This window comes from Burkholderia sp. AU30198, from assembly GCF_020419825.1.
Lineage (GTDB): Bacteria > Pseudomonadota > Gammaproteobacteria > Burkholderiales > Burkholderiaceae > Burkholderia.
The window spans coordinates 19,139-38,169 of the sequence record NZ_JAIZSA010000025.1; the positions used below are offsets into that span (position 1 = coordinate 19,139).

Annotated in this window: 15 protein-coding genes; 11 read left to right on the forward strand and 4 right to left on the reverse strand. The window is 64.3% G+C overall.

Annotated elements, in window-relative coordinates; genetic code table 11:
• The first annotated feature begins 53 nt into the window (after positions 1-53).
• From LGN19_RS35420 to LGN19_RS35450, 7 genes are all read left to right on the forward strand, one after another.
• Entirely contained in the window at positions 54-824 is a 771-nt protein-coding gene (locus LGN19_RS35420; protein ID WP_175223223.1) for an SDR family NAD(P)-dependent oxidoreductase, read from the forward strand.
• A gap of 203 nt (positions 825-1,027) precedes the next feature.
• Complete coding sequence (gene fadB / locus LGN19_RS35425; protein WP_226219814.1) at positions 1,028-3,178, forward strand: fatty acid oxidation complex subunit alpha FadB; 2,151 nt, start codon at positions 1,028-1,030, stop codon at positions 3,176-3,178.
• A gap of 122 nt (positions 3,179-3,300) precedes the next feature.
• Positions 3,301-4,083 carry an SDR family NAD(P)-dependent oxidoreductase gene (locus LGN19_RS35430; protein ID WP_175223225.1) on the forward strand — a complete coding sequence of 261 codons (783 nt, stop codon included), beginning with the start codon at positions 3,301-3,303 and terminating at the stop codon, positions 4,081-4,083.
• Between the two features lie 152 nt (positions 4,084-4,235).
• Positions 4,236-5,405, forward strand: coding sequence for an acyl-CoA dehydrogenase family protein (locus LGN19_RS35435; RefSeq protein WP_175223226.1), 1,170 nt, complete (start codon positions 4,236-4,238; stop codon positions 5,403-5,405).
• 134 nt (positions 5,406-5,539) lie between these two features.
• A complete protein-coding gene (locus tag LGN19_RS35440; RefSeq protein ID WP_175223227.1) occupies positions 5,540-6,730 on the forward strand; it encodes an acyl-CoA dehydrogenase family protein in 1,191 nt (396 codons plus the stop codon).
• A gap of 17 nt (positions 6,731-6,747) precedes the next feature.
• The gene (locus tag LGN19_RS35445) at positions 6,748-7,842 is read left to right on the forward strand and encodes an acyl-CoA dehydrogenase family protein (RefSeq protein WP_226219815.1); all 1,095 of its coding nucleotides are present in this window, start codon (positions 6,748-6,750) and stop codon (positions 7,840-7,842) included.
• A 102-nt stretch (positions 7,843-7,944) separates the two neighbouring features.
• Positions 7,945-9,015: an MBL fold metallo-hydrolase gene (locus LGN19_RS35450; RefSeq protein ID WP_175223228.1), complete on the forward strand. Its 1,071-nt coding sequence runs from the start codon at positions 7,945-7,947 to the stop codon at positions 9,013-9,015.
• A gap of 29 nt (positions 9,016-9,044) precedes the next feature.
• Here the strand turns inward: LGN19_RS35450 and LGN19_RS35455 are convergent, their stop codons facing one another.
• The 3 genes from LGN19_RS35455 to LGN19_RS35465 form a co-directional block, all read right to left on the reverse strand.
• A complete protein-coding gene (locus tag LGN19_RS35455) occupies positions 9,045-10,079 on the reverse strand; it encodes a phosphotransferase family protein (protein ID WP_254610216.1) in 1,035 nt (344 codons plus the stop codon).
• Positions 10,076-11,308: an acyl-CoA dehydrogenase family protein gene (locus LGN19_RS35460; RefSeq protein ID WP_175223229.1), complete on the reverse strand. Its 1,233-nt coding sequence runs from the start codon at positions 11,306-11,308 to the stop codon at positions 10,076-10,078. The genes LGN19_RS35455 and LGN19_RS35460 overlap by 4 nt, the downstream gene beginning before the upstream one ends.
• A 73-nt stretch (positions 11,309-11,381) precedes the next feature.
• Positions 11,382-12,761, reverse strand: a complete 1,380-nt coding sequence (locus tag LGN19_RS35465) for an MFS transporter (protein ID WP_175223230.1) — start codon at positions 12,759-12,761, stop codon at positions 11,382-11,384.
• Between the two features lie 243 nt (positions 12,762-13,004).
• On the opposite strand from LGN19_RS35465, the gene LGN19_RS35470 reads away from it, so the two are divergent.
• The 4 genes from LGN19_RS35470 (at position 13,005) to LGN19_RS35485 (ending at position 18,021) form a co-directional block, all read left to right on the forward strand.
• On the forward strand, positions 13,005-14,105 hold the full coding sequence (locus tag LGN19_RS35470; protein WP_175223231.1) for a CaiB/BaiF CoA transferase family protein: 1,101 nt from the start codon (positions 13,005-13,007) through the stop codon (positions 14,103-14,105).
• A gap of 49 nt (positions 14,106-14,154) precedes the next feature.
• A complete protein-coding gene (locus LGN19_RS35475; RefSeq protein WP_175223232.1) occupies positions 14,155-15,309 on the forward strand; it encodes an acyl-CoA dehydrogenase family protein in 1,155 nt (384 codons plus the stop codon).
• A 139-nt stretch (positions 15,310-15,448) separates the two neighbouring features.
• Entirely contained in the window at positions 15,449-16,558 is a 1,110-nt protein-coding gene (locus tag LGN19_RS35480) for an NAD(P)-dependent alcohol dehydrogenase (protein ID WP_175223233.1), read from the forward strand.
• 41 nt (positions 16,559-16,599) lie between these two features.
• Positions 16,600-18,021, forward strand: a complete 1,422-nt coding sequence (locus LGN19_RS35485) for an aldehyde dehydrogenase family protein (RefSeq protein WP_175223234.1) — start codon at positions 16,600-16,602, stop codon at positions 18,019-18,021.
• A 112-nt stretch (positions 18,022-18,133) separates the two neighbouring features.
• Here the strand turns inward: LGN19_RS35485 and LGN19_RS35490 are convergent, their stop codons facing one another.
• A complete protein-coding gene (locus LGN19_RS35490) occupies positions 18,134-18,850 on the reverse strand; it encodes a TetR/AcrR family transcriptional regulator (protein WP_175223235.1) in 717 nt (238 codons plus the stop codon).
• Positions 18,851-19,031 lie beyond the last annotated feature (181 nt).

The following is a 19,031-nucleotide window of genomic DNA, read 5'->3' on the forward strand; positions in this document are numbered from 1 at the left end:
GCGCATCGATGCGGACGGCGGCCATGGACGCATCCGGTTGAACGGGAGAAGGAATGGATCTGGGTATCAAGTTGAAGGGGCGACGTGTCCTGATAACGGGTGCGTCGTCGGGATTCGGTGAACACTTTTCGCGTCTGGCCGCCCGCTGCGGTGCGTCGGTCGTTGTCGGTGCGCGACGGGTTGCGCGACTCGAGGCGCTAGCCGTGGAACTGCGCGAACTTGGAGCGCCGAGCGTGACGGTGTTGCCGCTCGACGTCACCGATGCCGCTTCCGTATCGGCGGGGTTCGACACGATTTCCGAGACCGGGGCGCCGCTCGATGTGGTTGTCAACAACGCAGGTATTTCCGGGGACGGACTGGCCATCGATCAGCCGATCGAACGGTTCGACGAAGTGATGGCGATCAACCTGCGCGGTGCGTGGCTGGTCGCGACGGAAGCCGCCCGACGCTGGCGGGACGCGGCGCGGGGCGGCGCGATCGTCAATATCGCATCGATACAGGGCGAACGGGTCGCGACCGGCATCGCGGCTTACTCGACGTCGAAGGCGGCGGTCGTGCACATGACGCGCAGCCTGGCGCTCGAGTGGGCGCGTTACGGCATTCGCGTCAATGCGATCGAGCCCGGGTATGTGCGTACCGAGATGACCGACGGGCTATGGGAAACCGAGCATGGCAAGGCGATGCTCAAGCGCATCCCGATGAGGCGTCTTGGAATGCCGGAAGAACTCGATGGGGCGCTGCTGTTGCTTGCGACGGATGCGGGTTCATGGATTACCGGTGCGGCGCTGGCGGTCGATGGTGGGCATCTGGTGTCGTCGCTTTGATGGTTTGACTCGGGGCCGGTGGTGTCGAACACACGGTCAATGAAAGGCGGGCGTCCAATCGGACGCCCGTTTTTGTTTACGGCGACGACTGTATGGCCCGGACGACTCGTCGTGCAATTCGTCGCTTCCGACGATGAGTTCGGGAGTGCACTTGCCTACACTGGTTCGCATCAGGTAGTAGCGGACGATTGGAGGAAAGTTTGTTGTTCCAGGGTGAAAACATCAGCGTGCTGCCGTTGGACGACGGGTTTGTCGAGTTGCGATTCGATCGACGCGACGCGACGATAAACAAGCTGGACGCACGCACGATCGACGAATTTCGGAAGGCGACAGAATGCATTGCCACGACGTCCGAAGTGCGCGGCGTGCTTGTGACGAGCGCAAAGGACGTATTTATCGTCGGCGCCGACATCACGGAGTTTTCTGCGATGTTCCAGCAATCCGCGGACGCGATTGCGACTGCCGTACGCACGAACGACGCGCATGTGACCACGTTTGAGGATCTCCCCGTTCCGAGCGTGGTTGCGATCAACGGCTATGCGCTCGGCGGCGGGCTCGAACTGGCGCTGCTCGGCGCGTTTCGCGTGATGGCGTCGAATGCCCGGGTCGGGCTCCCGGAAGTCTCGCTCGGGTTGATTCCCGGACTGGGCGGCACGGCTCGGCTGTCGCGGGTGGCCGGTCTGGCCGCCGCGATCGACTGGGTTGCCACGGGGCAGTCGTTCGATGGTCGTTTGGCGGTCGCGGCAGGCGTGGTGGATGAAGTCGTCGCGCCCGATGAGCTGAGAGAGACCGCACTCGCATGGCTGCGCCACGCGGCAACAGGCGAAATTGACTGGCGAGCTGCGCAACGACGCAAGAAGGTGCGCCTGCCGATATCGGCGCGCGAGGCAGCGGATGTTATCGACCGCGCCCGTTCCAGGATCGGTGCACTGCACGACCGGAACCGACCGGCCGCTGCAATTGCGGCCGAGACGATGGAGCGCGCTGCAGTGCACGACCTTGAGGACGCACTCGATCACGAAGCCGATTCATTCGGCCGTGTCGCGCGTACGCAAGCGGCTGCGTCACTGGTCCAGATTTTTCTCAACGAGCAGGTGCTGAAGAAGCAGGTCAAGCGTTCTGCGCAGGCGGCAAGGCCGGTCTCGCAGGCTGCCGTGATCGGTGCCGGAACGATGGGGGGTGGAATTGCGTGCGCGAGCGCACTCCGTGGCATCCCGACGCGCATGAAGGACATCGCGCAAGCACGGCTCGACGCAGGAATGGACGCGGCACGCAAGCAACTGGCGAAGCATGTGGAGAGCGGCCGGCTTGGCCTTCGGCAGGCCGACGCTTGTTACGCTTCGATCACGCCACAGCTCGGCGATGTCGGCCTGGATGACGTCGACTTCGCCATCGAGGCCGTAGTCGAGCATCCTGATGTCAAGCGCCGCGTACTCGCCGAACTCGAGCAGTTGGTGCCTGCCGATACGGTGCTGGCTTCGAACACGTCGAGCCTCGGTATCGATGAACTGGCCCGCTCGCTCGCTCGTCCGGAGCAACTCGTTGGCATGCATTTCTTCAATCCGGTGCCGAAGATGCGACTGGTCGAGGTAGTACGCGGCAGCCGGACGAGCGATGTGGCAGTCGCGACGGCAGCGGGGTACGCAGTTGCATTGGGCAAGACCCCGATCATCGTTCGCGACTGTCCGGGTTTCGTGGTCAACCGCGTGCTGATGCCCTACGTCAACGCATTTCTTCGTCTGCTGGCAGACGGCGCCGATTTCGAAACCGTCGATCGCGCGATGGAAGGTTTCGGCTGGCCGATGGGGCCGGCGTACTTGCTGGACGTGATCGGGATGGACGTGCTCGACCGTGTCGTCGACGTGATCGGTGCCGGCTACCGTGACCGGATGCCACCAGTCGACGGCAGCGCACTCGGACTGATGATCGAACGACAACGCTACGGGCAGAAATCGGGCGAGGGATTCTATCGCTACGACGGCGCCCGGGCGGGTCGGCCATCGAAGTGTCCATCACCGGATGCCCATGCGCTGGTCGCGACTCTTCAATCGAATGGCTCGAGCGCCTTCCCGGACGACGTGATCATCGAACGCATGATGTTGCCGATGATCGTCGAAGCGGCGCATGTGCTTGATGAGCGCATCGTCGCGACTGCGGTTGAACTGGATATGGCACTGGTCCTGGGGCTCGGTTTCCCCGCGCACGCCGGCGGCGCACTCAAGTATGCCGACTGGCTCGGTCTCGATCGCGTCGTCGCAATGTGCGACCGCCACGCCGAACTCGGTGCGCCCTATGTCGCGACACCGAACATGCGTGCGATGGCGGCAGCTGGGGCCCATTACTACCCTGCGTGATACACGCGGGATTGCATCTGCGCTCGACCTTGCACCCGTGTGCGGGCAATACGTCGAGCGGAACACAACCGTTCCGAACCGATTGAAGGTCGGTTCACACTGAAAGGATTCAAGGAGACGCCATGCAACTGAACTCACGCACCGCCGCCGTCGTTACGGGTGGCGCATCGGGCCTCGGCGCCGCGACTGCACGCCGCCTCGCGGCTCACGGCGTGAAGGTCGCCCTGTTCGACATGAGCGTCGAACAGGGCGAAGCGCTGGCGCGGGAAATCGGTGGCTTGTTCTGCAAGGTCGACGTCACGTCCGACGAGCAGGTTGACGCGGCATTTGCTGCGGCGCGCGTCGCGCACGGCCAGGAGCGCGTACTGGTCAATTGCGCCGGCACCGGCTTCACCGCAAAGACAGCGGGTCGCGACCGGAAGACCGGCGAGATTCGGCATTTTCCAATCGATAGCTTCGACAGAATCCTGCAAATCAATCTGGTCGGAACGTTCCGCTGCATCGCGAAATCGGCGGCCGGCATGCTGACGCTGGAGCCGCTGGAAGACGGCGAACGCGGGGTCGTCGTCAATACGGCGTCCGTGGCGGCACAGGACGGGCAGATGGGGCAAGCGGCATACAGCGCGTCGAAGGCCGCATTGACCGGCATGACGTTGCCCATCGCGCGTGATCTGATGAGCGAAGGCATACGCGTCAACACGGTCATGCCCGGCATCTTCGATACGCCGCTGATGCAGGCCGTACCCGACAACGTCAAGGAGGCACTGGCTGCATCGGTGCCTTTTCCGAAGCGCTTCGGCCAGCCGGCGGAATTCGCACAGCTCGTCGAAACGATGATCGTGAACGGTTATTTCAACGGCGAGTGTGTACGACTGGACGGCGCGATTCGCATGGCACCGCGCTGATGACGGATGGTGAGGCAATCGGTGTCCATCGAGCCGATCGCTTCGCCTGCCGGGCATGGCGGCAATACGGACGGCTTCCGGGCAGGCATGCTCGATACAGGCGTCCGGTGGCGAATTGCCGTCGACAACCTCTATATTCTCGGTCGAACACCATGTCCCAGTTCTCGACACACCGCCTTGTCTTCGATCCCGAACACGAGCAGTTCCGGGACGCAGTTTCCCGATTCATCCAGAAGGAAGTTGCGCCGCATGTGCATGACTGGCGTGCGCGGGGCTGCTGTGATCGAGTGATATTCGAGAAGGCCGGCGCGAATGGCCTGTTGCTGATGTGGGCCGACGAGGCTTACGGCGGCGCCGGGATGGCTGATTTCCGCTACGAGCAGATTCTGTACGAGGAGATGATCCGTCATGGCGACATCGGCGTGTATCTGACGCTGCATTCGCGATTGGTAGCGCCTTACATTGGACGCCTCGGAAGCGACGAACAGAAACATCGGTGGCTCGCGGGCGCTGCCCGGGGAACGACGATCCTTGCCGTTGCGATGACGGAGCCGCAAGCAGGCTCCGACCTGTCCGGTATCCGGACACGCGCGGAGCGTCGGGATGGCGGGTGGCTTATCAACGGAGCGAAATCGTATATATCGAATGGCCTGAATGCCGATGCGGTGCTCGTCGTGGCGCGGACGAATCCTGAAGAGCGCCGCGCGTTCGGGATCTTTGTCGTCGAGCGCGGGATGAAGGGATTCGAGCGTGGGGAACGGTTGAGCAAGCTCGGGCTCGACGCGCAGGATACGGCCGAGCTGTTTTTCGAGGATGTTTGGGTACCCAACTCGAACGTGCTGGGCGATCCCGCGTGCGGCTTCGCCTATTTGACCGAAGGTCTGGCCGAGGAGCGCCTGCTGAGCGCGTGTCAGTCGATCGCGCACGCACAGGTGGCGTTCGACCTGACGCTGCCGTTTGTGAAAGAGCGGCGAGCGTTCGGGCGCGCGATTGGTGCGCTTCAAAACACGCGGTTCGTGCTGGCCCGCCGGCGCGCGGAACTCGATGCGATGCAGACGTGGATCGATGCGCTCGTCATCGAGCATAACGCAGGACGTCTGACGGTTGCGACAGCGGCTTCGGCCAAGCTCCTCACGTCGGAACTGGAGAACCGTGTCATCGACGATTGCCTTCAGTTGCATGGCGGCGCCGGCTATATGGAGGAGTACCGGATCAGCCGGATGTATCGCGATGCACGCGTGTCGCGCATCTTCGCCGGCACGTCCGAAATCATGCTCGAGATTATCGGGCGCTCGCTCGGATTGTCGGACAAGCTGGAATAGCAACGTATGGGTGCCCGCTCGCGGCCGGCAGGCAGGCAGGCAGGACCGGGATCCTGACGTTCGATCCGGCTGTCGTACACCGACCGGCGCGGCACGATTCAACATTGCATCGGAACGATACGGCAGGCCTTTACATGGACCTCGAACTTCACCCCAAACACGAATCGTTGCGCGGCGAAGTCCGTGCATTTCTCGCGCGCCACGGTCATCAGGCGGCCACGCTGCAGCATGGTCGCCGCCCCGGGCCGGCACAGCTCGCATGGCAGAAGCTGCTGCTCGAGCACGGCTATACCGGTCGTACGGTGCCGCGGGAATACGGTGGCTACGGCGCGGAACCGGACGTCATGGAGCAGCACCTCATCACCGAGGAGTTCGCGCGGGCCGGTGTGCCGCTCGGCCTCGGCAGCCAGGGCATTTCGATGCTGGTTCCGACGCTACTCGAGCTTGGCACCAATGCGCAGAAGCGGGAACTGATCGCGCCGACGCTGCGAGGCGAACTGGTGTGGTGTCAGGGCTATTCGGAACCCAACGCGGGATCCGATCTCGCTTCGCTGCAGACGCGGGGCGTCGACGACGGGGACGATTTCATCGTCAATGGCCAGAAGATCTGGACTTCGACTGCCCATGAGGCCGACATGATCTTCTGCTTGGTTCGCACCGAACGAGATGCGCCGAAGCATGCGGGCATCAGCTATCTGCTGTTCTCGATGAAGACACCCGGCATCACGATCCGCCGGTTGAAGACGATGACGGGACGTGCCGAATTCAACGAAGTTTTCTTCACCGATGTGCGCGTGCCGCAGCGGCAGATCGTAGGAAAGCGCGGGGAGGGCTGGGCCGTTGCCAACGCGACGCTTCGCCACGAGCGCGCATACCTTGCCAATCCGGCCGCGTTGCTCGGTCGTTACAGCGAACTGGCGAAGCTGATGCGCAGCGAGACGGTCGATGGCGAGCCGGTGATGAGCGATCCGCTCCTGAGCGACCGGCTGATGCGGCTTCAGGGCCGGGTGTTGGCGCAGCATTGTCATGGCATGCGTCTGCTCACACACGCGAGCCGCAACGAGAATCCGGGTTTACCGGGGCTGGTCACGAAGCTGTATGGCTGCGAGACCCGCTATCAGATCGACGTGCTCGCGCTCGATGCGCTCGGTGAAATCGGCATGCTGACGGAGGAAGACCCGCGAGTGCGTTCCGGCGGCGAATGGCAGCATCGTGAAGGATTCGACCTGGGGCTGATCATTGGCGGCGGTACCGCACAGATCCAGAAGAACATCATTGCGGAGCGTGGCCTCGAGATGCCGCGCGAGCCGAAGCTGGCGATTTGAGCGACAGGAGACGAGTCATGGAATTTGCCCTTTCGCAAGACCAGGTCATGCTGGCCGACAGTTTGCGACGTGCGCTGGATGGCGAATGCACGCTGTCGCGTGTCCGTGCCACCGTCGACGGTGCATGCGCGATGAACCAGAATGTCTGGCGCACCTTGTGCGAGCTGGGCATTCCGGCGCTGCTCGTGCCGGAAACCTTCGGCGGGCTTGAACTCTCCCTGCTCGATGCCGCTCTCGTGTCCGAGGAGCTTGGGCGCGCCGCCGCGCCTGTGCCGTTTCTCGGCAGTGTGGTCCTCGCAACGTTGGCGCTGCGTGAGGCCGGTAGCGCAAGTCAGCAAGCGGAATGGTTGCCGCGGATGGCGACGGGCGAATGCATCGTCGGTGTCGGATTCGGTGAAGCATGGAGCGGCTCGCGCGACGAAGCGGGGCTGCGCTGCGTGAATGGCAGATTGAGTGGTACTGCGCTATTCGTCGTGGACGGGATGCAGGCAGACGCGTGGCTCGTCGCTGATGCCTCCGGTGCGCTGTATATGGTGGACGCGAAGGCGAACGGATTGCGGCGCAGGCCACTGAGTGCGACGGATGGCACGCGGCCTACCGTCGAGCTCGTGCTGGATCGTGTCGAGGCGCAGACGCTGCCGCGAGCAGACGCCCGCGTGTTGGCGCGGCTGCGGGATGCCGCATGGATCATGCTGGCCGCCGATGCGCTCGGTGCCGGATGGCGCATGATCGACGATGCGGTGGCTTATACGAAGGAACGCAGCCAGTTCGACCGGCTGATCGGAACGTTTCAGGCGGTCAAGCATATGTGCGCCGAGATGGCGACCGAACTGGAACCGACGCGAGCGCTGGTCTGGTACGCCGCCCACGCATTCGACGTGATGCCGGGCGATGCGCCGCTGTATGCGGCGCACGCGAAGGCACTCGTGGGGGACGCCGCACATTTCGTCGCGCGCACGGCCATCGAGGTACATGGCGGGATCGGTATCACCGACGAGCTCGGGCTGCATTACTGGTACAAGCGGATCGTGTTCGATCGGACGCTGTACGGCACGTCGGGCCGCGTGCGGCGTCACGCAGCGTTGTTGCAGGGGCTCGTACAAGCCGCATAGCGCGGCTGGCGTCGCGCGTCGCGCCGGACCCGACGGTGTGCTGCCGGGCGGCGCATACCGGCGAGCAATGCACATTCATTGAAATCGCCTGGAGGGAGCACGATGGCCCAGGAGAAGCCGGTCGAAACGCGGCCGAAAGACGCGCTCGACTATCCGTTCGATGCGCCGCCTGCTGCTGCGCAGACGGTCGAGGTCGTACCGGGCGTGCACTGGTTCCGCATGCCGCTGCCGTATGCGCTCGATCATATCAACCTGTGGGCGCTCGACGACGGCGACGGCTGGGCGATCGTCGATACGGGCGCCTGCACCGACGATGCGATCGTCGCGTGGCGGGCACTGTTCGCAAGGAGCGACGGGCGGCCGATGACGCGTGTGTTCGTCACGCATCTGCATCCCGATCACATCGGTCTGGCCGGGTGGCTCACGCGCAAGTTCGGCATCCGTCTGTGGATGACCCGCCTCGAATACCTGTCGTGCCGGATGCTGGTATCGGATACCGGGCGCGAGGCGCCGGCCGATGCGATCGCCTTCCTGCGCCGCGCTGGGTGGAGCGACGTATCGGTCGAAACGTACCGGGCCCGCTTCGGGTCGTTCGGCAAGCATGTCCATGCGTTGCCCGACAGCTATCGGCGATTGCGCGATGGCGACATGTTGACGATCGGTGCGCACGAGTGGCGCGTGATCGTAGGCAGTGGGCATTCGCCCGAGCATGCGTGCCTGTACTGCTCGGCGTTACGCATCCTGATTTCCGGCGATCAGGTGTTGCCGAGGATTTCGTCGAACGTGTCCGTGACGCCGACCGAGCCGGACGCGAATCCGATGGCCGAGTGGCTCGAATCGCTCGAGAATATCAGGCGCGAGGTGCCCGACGACGTGCTGGTATTGCCGGCGCATGGCGAGTGTTTTAGAGGGCTGCACGCGCGCATCGACGCTTTGGCGGACAGCCAGCAGCGTGCCTTCGCGCGATTGCTGGCGCTGCTCGGAGAACCGCAGCGCGTCATCGACACATTCCCCGCGCTGTTCTCGCGCCCGATCGACGAGACTCGGTCGTCGCTGCTGCATATGGCGACGGGCGAGGCCGTCGCGTGCCTGAATTACCTGATCGCGCAACGGAAGGCGACGTATGTGACGGACGAGCACGGTGTCGCGTGGTACCGGGCCACGCACGCGTAACGGGAACGCTCCGGGTGCGCCGGGGTGCGTCAGCGTCGTGCCGCGTCGTACTGCTGCGCGCACGCCCATCCGAGTTCGGCGAGCGGGAGCGCCTTCGCGGCGGTCTCGACGGCGTCGGCCGCGGCAGCATTGCCTTGCGCCGCGCGCTCGCCGATCCCGTGCAGGATCGCGGCCATGCGGAACAGGTTGTAGGCCAGATAGAACTCCCAGTGTTCGCGTACGCGGCGGCCGGTCGCGGTTTCGTATCGGTCGATATAGGCCGCTTCCGCCGGAATGCCGAGCGAGTCGAGCGGCAGCCCGGCGATCCCGCGCCAGACGGTCGGCGCGATGCGCCAGCTCATGCAGTGATACGCGAAATCCGCAAGCGGATGGCCGAGCGTCGACAGTTCCCAGTCGAGTACCGCCAGCACGCGCGGTTCGGTCGGATGGAACACCAGATTGTCGAGACGGAAGTCGCCGTGGACGAGCGTGGTTTCATCGTCGTCCGGGATACGGTCGGGCAGCCACGCGATCAGCCTGTTCATCGGCTCGCTGACCTGAATGGTCGATGCGCGGCACTGCTTCGACCATCGGGCAATCTGGCGGGAGAAGTAGTTGCCGCTCTTGCCGAAGCTGTCGAGCCCGGCTTTGGCAATATCGACGGCATGCAATGCCGCGATGACCCTGTTCATCTCGCCGTATATCTCTGCACGCTCGGAAGCCTGCATGCCGGGCAGCGACTGATCGACCATCACGCGCCCTTCCACGTAATCCATCAGGTAGAACGGCGTGCCGACGATCGACGCGTCGTCGCAATAGGCGACCATGTCGGGCACCGGCACCGCGCTGTCTCGCAGCGCCTGCATCACGCGATATTCACGGTCGATTGCATGGGCCGACGGCAGCAACGGTCCGGCCGGCTGCTTGCGCAGCACGAGGCGGCCGCGCCCCGTTTGCACGACGAAGGTCGGATTCGATTGGCCGCCGGACAGCGGCGCGACGGTGATATCGCCTGAACCGGCGATGCCGGCGTCGCGAAGCCACGCATCGAGTGACGGTGAGGCAGGGACGAACGTGTTCATCATGCGCCTCCCGTTGCATTGGGCGTGGCGGCTTCTGCGTCGGGTCGCGCGACATGGCCTGCCGTGCCGGCCAGGATCTTGCGAGCGATGCTCCAGCGATGGACTTCGCTCGGGCCGTCGTAGATGCGGAACGCGCGCATGTCCATGAAGATGCGCATCACCGCGGTTTCGCCGGTGACCCCCTGGCCGCCGAGGATCTGCACGCAGCGATCGACGGTGCGCCACTGCGCTTCGGAACAGATCACCTTGGCGCGGCTCGATTCGACATTGCAGCGATGACCCTGGTCCAGCAGCCAGGCGGTATGCCAGATGTGCAGACGGGCGGTCTGCAGATCCATGTCATTGTCGGCGAGCATGAACCCGACGCCTTCGTGCTCGCCCAGCGGCTTGCCGAACGCGTGACGCCCGCGCGCGTATTCGGTCGCGATGTCGTGCGCGCGGCGCGCCTGGCCGAGCCAGCGCATGCAATGCGTGAGCCGCGCCGGTGCAAGGCGAACCTGTGCGTAGCGGAAGCCCTTGCCGACTTCGCCGAGCACGTCGGCGGCAGGAATTCTGACCCGGTCGAACGACAGCACGCCGTGCCCGCCGGTAAAGCAACGATCCATCGCGTCCATGCTGCGCTCGAGGCGGATGCCTGCGCGATCCATGTCGGTCAGGAACATCGTGGCCGAACCGTCATCCATCCGTGCCATCACGATCGCGTAGTCCGCACCGCTTGCGCCGGTAATGAACCATTTTCGGCCGGATACCAGGTAGTCGTCGCCGTCGCGTACCGCGTGCGTTTGCAGCATCGACGGATCGGCGCCGGCGCCCGGTGCCGGTTCGGTCATCGCAAAGCACGAACGTGTCAGGCCTTCGACCTGCGGGCGTAGCCAGCGTGCCTTCTGTTCGGGCGACGCGACGGCTTCCATCAGATGAATGTTGCCTTCGTCGGGCGCGTGGATGTTCAGCGCGGTCGGGCCGAGCCAGGAGTAGCCGGCTTCTTCGAAGACGACCGCCTTCGCGACGTGGCTGAGACCGAGTCCACCCATCTCGACCGACGCGTGCGGCGTCAGCAGGCCGGCGTCGCGAGCGCGCCTGATCAGTTCACGGCGCAGGGCTTCGCTCGGACCGTGGGCGCCGGTGGCGACGTTCGATGCCGCGTCGGCCTCGAGCGGAATGACCTGCTCGGCGATGAATTGGCGCGTGCGATCGCGCAGGGAGATCAGTTCCGGCGATAAATCGAAGTTCATGGCTGTCAGAAGGAGATGAAGGAGGGACGATCCGGCGCACTTGCATGGCGTGCGTCGTGGCCGGAACGATGGATCAATCGACCGCTTTACCGTCAGCGCCGTACCCTGGCGTGTCGTGCGTCGACGGCGCGTTCGTCGACCGGGCCGGCGCGAAATCGGCCACCCGGTCGTCGACGAGCCACATCGCGACCGCCTGCAGCAAGCCGAACCCGGCGACCACATGGAGGATATGCTGAACGGGCAGGTGAAGCGATAGCAGCAGACCGACCGCGATCGGCGACGCGATGCCGCCGAGCCGTCCGATGCCGAGCGTCATGCCGATGCCGGTCGAACGAATGTCGGCCGGATAGAACTGCGAGACATAGGCGTTGGCGACACCCTGCACGCCCGACGCGGTCATGCCGACGATGAAGATGACAATCGATAGCGGCCCGGCGCCGCGCGTTTGCGCGGCAAGCGCAATCGCGATCGTGCCCGCGATCAGCATGACCATCATGACTCGCTTCAGGCCGAATCGATCGGCCAGCCAGCCGCCGGCGAGGGAGCCGGCGATCGAGCCGATATTCATCAACAGCAGGAAGGTCAACGCGGCGTCCAGGCTGAAGCCGGCGAGCGACATCAGCTTCGGTAGCCAGGAATTGAGGCCGTACAGCATGAACAGGCCTGAGAAGTACCCGAGCCAGAGCATGAGCGTGGTGAAGCCGCGATTGTCGCGGAACAGCAGTGCAACGGGCGCTTTTGCGTGACGGACGGGCAGCGGGACGCGAATCTCGTCGGTATCCGAAACGATGCGCATGGGGGCGATGCGGCGCATGATCGCGCGCAAGCCCGTCGTGTTCCGCCGCTTCTGCAGGATCGCCGGCGATTCCGGCATCAGCCTGAAGATGACCGGAAGCAGCACGAGCGATGCGCCGGCGACGAAGAATACCGACTGCCAGCCGAATCCGTGCATGAGGTGCTTGCCGAGCCACGCGGCCAGTACGCCGCCGAGCGGGTAGCCGGCAAGCATGATCGTCGTCAGCCGGGCGCGCAGGCGTCGTGGCGCATAGTCCGCGGCGGTGGCCGTCACGCACGGGATCACGCCGCCAAGGCCGATGCCGGCGATCAGACGCAGCGCAGCGAACGACATGGGGTCGCGTGCGAGGCCGCTCGCGGCGGTCAAGATGCTGAACAGGGCCACGCATGCCGCGATCGTGCGAACCCGGCCGATGCGGTCGGCCAGCGCACCCATGACGATTGCCCCGAACATCATGCCGACGAGTGCGCAACTGGCGACCATCCCGGCCACATGGGCGCCCATTTTCATTTCAGAAATGATCGTCGGCAGCGCGACGCCCATGACGACGAGGTCGTACCCGTCGATCGTCACGATCAGAAAGCACAGCGCGAGAACCGTGGCCTGAAACGGGCCGAATCTCGCGTCGTCGATGACCTCTGAAAGATTGATTTGCACCGTATGTCTCCAATGTTATTGGGTGGTCTGGCGACGGACCGGAACAGCCGGTTCCGATCGTCCGCGGACGCCACGATTACGCTTGATTCTGCGGGCGGCCTGTTCGATGCACATCGTCGCATCCGACGAACCGCGTGCCGGCGGGCGCGCCGATTCGTCGTTTCGGACGATTTGAACGGCGTCGCGGTTGCCGCATCATCGGTTCCGGTGATGACGGAATACGTCTGCGAACGGGGAAGGAATATGGCGGGCGCCCTGACGGGATTGAGAGTGCTGGAGTTTGCAGGGCTGGGGCCGGCGCCGTTCTGCTCGATGATGCTGGCGGATCACGGTGCCGATGTACTCCGGATCGTGCGGCCGGGCCGCGACGGCGAGACGGCAGACGACACGCTGACGCGCGGTCGCCGCACGCTCGAGCTGGATCTGCGCCAGCCCGTCGCGGCGGCCACCGTGCTTGATCTCGTGTCCCGGGCGGATGTGCTGATCGAGGGGTTTCGCCCCGGCGTGATGGAACGACTCGGCCTGGGGCCGCAGCCGTGCCTCGAGCGCCGTCCGTCGCTGATCTACGGCCGCATGACAGGCTGGGGGCAGAACGGGCCGCTCGCACAGGCGGCCGGCCACGACATCAACTATCTCGCGCTGAGCGGCGCCTTGCATGCGATCGGTCGACCGGGCGACGCCCCCGTACCGCCGCTGAATCTGGTCGCCGATTTCGGTGGCGGCGCGATGCTGCTCGCATTCGGCCTGCTGGCTGCGCTGTTCGAGGCTCGCCGCTCGGGGCGCGGGCAGATCGTCGATGCGGCGATGACCGACGGCGTGAGCCTGCTGTCGACGATGATCTACGAAATGAAGGGCGCCGGGCAGTGGAGCCACCCGCGCGGCGAAAACCTGCTGGATGGCGGCGCGCCGTTCTACGACACGTATGCATGTGCCGATGGCAAGTACATCGCGGTCGGTCCGATCGAGGCGAAGTTCTACCGGACCTTGATGGAACGATGCGGGATCGAGGATCCGCTGTTCGACGTCCAGATGGACCGCGCGCGCTGGCCGCTGATGAAGGTGAAGCTGGCCGACCTGTTCCGGATGTGCACGCGCGACGAATGGTGCGCGATGCTCGACGGTGTCGACGCGTGTGTCACGCCGGTACTGGACTGGGACGAAACGCCGGCGCATCCGCATCACCGCGCGCGCGGCACGTTCGTCGACGTGGACGGCATCACGCAGCCGGCGCCGGCACCGCGCTTCTCGCGAACACCCGCCAGGCCGCCGCAATCACAAACATTCGTCACGCTGGACGACGCGCTCGCCCATTGGCGGGTGATGCAGCCCGCCGATGCGGCCTGAGCGGCCGCGTCAACGACGTCAAACAACGGTTCACAGGAGACAGTGCAGCATGCAATACACCGAACAGCATCGCCAGATCAGCGACACGCTGATCCGATTCATCAGGAACGAGATCAATCCGTACGTGCAGGAGTGGGAGCGCGCCGAATCCTTTCCGATACACGAGGTTTTCAGAAAGCTGGGTGCCCTCGGGTTGCTGGGTATCACCTACGAGGAGGAATACGGTGGGCTGGGGCTCGACTTTACTTACTCGCTGGCGATGGCCGAGGCACTCGGGGAATGCGACTGCGGTGGCGTACCGCTGGCGATCGGCGTGCAGACCAATATGTGTACCCCGGCGCTCGCGCAATTCGGCAGCGACGAGCTCAAGCGGCAGTATCTGGCCCCTGCAATTGCCGGTGAAACGGTGGGCTGCATCGGTGTCAGCGAGCCCGGCGCAGGCTCCGATGTGGCGTCGTTGAAGACGCGCGCCGACATCTCCGGTGGCGACTATGTAATCAACGGCAGCAAGATGTGGATCACCAACGGCATGCAGGCCGATTGGTGCTGCCTGCTGGCGAACACGTCGGACGGGCCTGCGCATCGCAACAAGAGTCTGATTGTCGTGCCGATGGATGCCGCCGGCATCACGCGCCATAAGATCGACAAGATCGGCATGCACGCTTCCGACACGGCGCAGCTGTTTTTCGACGACGTGCGCGTACCGCGGCGAAACGTGATCGGCGAGGAGGGAAAGGGCTTCACCTATCAGATGCTGCAGTTCCAGGAGGAGCGGATGTGGGGGGCATCTCGAGCGCTCCGTACACTCGACCGCGTGATCGACGCGACCATCGAGTACACGCGTGAACGCAACGTGTTCGGCAAATCGCTGCTGGACAATCAGATCGTGCATTTTCGCCTGGCAGAGCTGCGTGCCGAGGTCGAGGCGCTGCGTTCGATCACATACCGGGCGGTCGACCAGTATGCCGCGGGCGAGGACGTAACGAGGCTCGCGTCGATGGCCAAGCTCAAGGCCGGCAGGCTGATGCGGGAGGTCACGGACAGTTGTCTACAGTACTGGGGCGGCATGGGTTTTACGCGCGAAAACCTGGTGTCGCAGTTCTATCGCGACGGCCGGCTGACGTCGATCGGCGGTGGCGCCGACGAGATCATGCTCACCATCATCTGCAAGTACGAGGGCACGTTGCCTGGCAAGGCGCGTTGAGGATGCCGAAATCGAACCGAACGGAGTTCGACCTGTCCGCACGCGCTGACGCACGATGCACCGTCGCTTTGACGGTATCGGAAACAAGGGGACAAATGAGACCCGCTTTCTACTCGTTGCCAATCGAGGTGTTATCACGATGAAAATCGTTGCAGCCGTTACGCACTCGCCGAATGCGCCGTTTGTGCTCGAATCGGTCGACTTGGATGAGCCGCGTGTCGACGAAGTGCTCGTCCGGATCGTCGGGGCAGGCGTGTGTCATACCGACCTTGTCGCTCAGGAAGGTTATTTCCCGATGACGATGCCGGCCGTGTTCGGGCACGAAGGCGCGGGCATCGTCGAGCAGGTCGGATTGCACGTCACCAAGGTCAAGCCGGGCGATCGCGTCGCGCTGACCTTCTTGTCCTGCGGCCGTTGCTCCTGTTGCACGGCGGGCGCATCGCCTTACTGCAAGGCATTCACGTCGCTCAACTATTGCGGCGTGCGCGAGGATGGCTCAAAAACGCTGCGCGCTGCACGCGACGCCGTTTCCGGCGGCTTCTTCGGCCAGTCGTCGTTCGCATCGCACGCGATCGCGAAGGAACGCAATATCGTCAAGGTGCCGGATGGCGTGCCGCTCGAGCTGGCAGGCGTGCTCGGTTGCGGCGTGCAGACGGGCGCCGGTGCGGTGATGCGTGCGATGGCCTGCCGCGCCGGCTCGTCGCTGATGGTGATCGGCGGCGGCGCGGTGGGGCTCAGCGCGGTGATGGGCGGCGTTATCCAGGGGTGTACGACGATTGTCATGGTTGAGCCGCATCAAGACCGGCGCGAGCTTGCGCTCGAGCTCGGTGCTACCCACGTGCTCGACCCGGCGGCGACCGGCGATCTGGCCGATGCGGCGCGCGCAATCTGCGCGGACGGCATCGACTATGTGCTCGACACCAGCGGGCGCCACGCGGTGATTTCAGCCGTTCCGCGCATCCTGGCGTCGCGCGGGACGTTCGGTTTCGTCGGTGTCCCGCCGGCCAGCGAGCGCGAACTCCCGTTGCCCGGCACGCTCCTTCAGTTGATGCGTGGCGGGTTCACCTATCGCGGCATCATCGAAGGAGACAGCGAGCCCGACGTGTTCCTGCCGCAACTGATGGCGCTGCATCTGGAAGGCCGGTTTCCGTTCGAGAAGATGACTCGCACGTATCCGCTTACGCGTATCAACGAAGCGATCGACGATCAGCATCGCGGCTTGTGCACGAAGATTGTCCTGCTGCCCTGATGCGGCCAACCAACCGGATTATTCCAATTGAGGAGTTCATGATGGATCTGTCGCGTCCGTTTCAAATGCTGATCGACGGCGAACTGGTGAGCGGAGACGTGCTGCTGCCGGTGGTCGATCCGGCCGACGAACAGGTATTCGCACACGCGCCGGATTGCACGCGGGAACAGCTGGATCACGCCGTCGCGGCTGCGCGCCGTGCATTTCCGGCATGGCGTGCTGTTCCGATCGAACAGCGCCGGGCATTGCTTGAACAGTTCGCGCCGCGCGTCGAAGCCGCGCGCGACGAACTCGCGGCGCTGCTGACACGGGAGCAGGGCAAGCCGCTCGCGTTTGCGCAGTTGGAGTTCCACAGCCTGCTGCGCTTCATGCAGGGACAGTGCAAGCTGACGTTCCCGCAGGAAGTCGTCAACGAGGACAGCCCGCAGCGCCGCAGCATCACGCGACGCGTGCCGCTTGGCGTGGTGGCAGCACTGGCACCGTGGAATTTTCCCGTTCTGCTGGCATGGTGGAAAGTCATTCCGGCGCTGCTCGTCGGCAATACGGTGGTGCTGAAGCCGTCGCCGCTGACGCCGCTGACGGTGCTGCGCATCGCGGAGCTGCTAGCCGACATACTGCCACCCGGCGTGATCAACGTGGTCAGCGGCGGCGACGATCTCGGGCCGTGGCTTAGCGCGCACGATGGCGTCGACAAGGTGAGCTTCACCGGTTCGACTGAAACCGGCCGGCGCGTGATGGCGGGTGCGGCGTCGACGCTCAAGCGGCTCACGCTTGAGCTCGGCGGCAACGACGCGGCGATCGTGCTGCCCGACGCGGATGTCGATGCGCTGATCCCGTCGCTGTTCTGGGCCGCATTCACCAACAGCGGGCAGGTGTGTGTCGCCGCCAAGCGGCTGTATGTGCATCGTGACCGTTACGACGCGGTGCGCGACGGACTGATTGCGTATGCGAAGGACGTGGTGGTCGGGCCTGGAGCGGATCCGCGCAGCCAGCTGGGCCCGATCCAGAATGCGCGCCAGTATCGCCGTGTACTCGACCTGATTGACGAGACGCGCCGGGCCGGTCTGAATATCTGCTTTCAGGGGAGGGTACCGGAGGGGCCCGGATACTTCGTTCCGGTCACGCTGGTCGACAATCCTCCCGAGGATGCCCGTGTGGTGGCGGAAGAAGCATTCGGCCCGGTATTGCCGATCCTGCGCTACGACTCAATCGACGAGGTGGTCGAGCGCGTCAACGCGGGTCCGTATGGCCTCGCCGGTTCGATTTGGGGGCGCGACGAAGTGCTTGCCGCGCAAGTTGCCGAACGCATCGGAAGCGGCACGGTATGGATCAACGAGAGCATGTATCTGTCTCCGGACGCGCCGTTCGCCGGCCATGGCCAGTCCGGCTTGGGCATCGAGCATGGCGTCGAAGGGATGTTGGCCTGCACCGAACCGCAGACCATCACAGTCAGGCGCAATTGATCTGATCGGTGCTGTTGTGCCAGGGCGGTACGGCGACATCGTGCGGTAGACGGATGTGGCGACGGTTGAATCGCGATCGCCGCCGCATCACCGCCGTCGCGGCGGTGTACCGTCAGTCGATGCGCAAGTAGCGCTGCATCAACAGCAACAACTGGCGTTCCAGCGTTCCGTCCTCGAAGCGCATCGGACCGGGATCCGTCAGCACGGCCATCGCGAGCGTGCTGGAGATCATCTGGATCGCGGATCTGATTTCCTGGGCCGCCACCTTGGTCGAGCGGCCAGTCAGCAATGGCGCGAGGACTGGCACGACGAGATCCTTGATGTGGTGATCGAGCAGGCGCATCGGATGTGAGTCCGGGGCGCTGGGTGCGATATAGCGCAGGACGGCTTTGAAGACGCCGCGGTTGCATCGGCACATGTCGGTGTAGTGATGGACGATGCCGCCGGTGATCGCGCGCGCATCACCGCTGCGCCAAACGGCGTCTTCTTCGATGGTTTTGTCGGCGTCGGCCCGGAGCTCGATGAATGTTGCGTCCATGACTGCCGAAACGAACGCATCTTTGTCCTTGAAGCGGCAATAGAACGCACCGGTCGAGGTGCCGGCTGCGCGAATGACGTCGGCAATGACGACATCGCCGAAGTCACCGTGCTGTTCGATCAGTTCGCGCCCGGCTCGAAGCATGTTGGCCAGCGTTGCTTCACTGCGCGATTGACGCGGCGGACGCAATGCCGGCAAAACATCGGCGTGCTGTTCGGCTGGTGCTGAAGTGCGAGCGGAGAGCCGGCGTCGGCTCTTCGGTTTGTCCGGAAATTTCTCGGATTCGGGCATGGGCGCTGGGCTGTCAATTGTTGCGAAGCAGGTTCGCATTATGCAGTACCCCGCCGATCGCCGACACCGTCTGTGTCGTACTGCCCAGACCTTCCGCAACGCTAAGGGAAAGCACGCATTGAACGACAGGTAAATGACGCTAAAAATTCGGAAACAGAATTTCGATTCTGTTTTATATGTG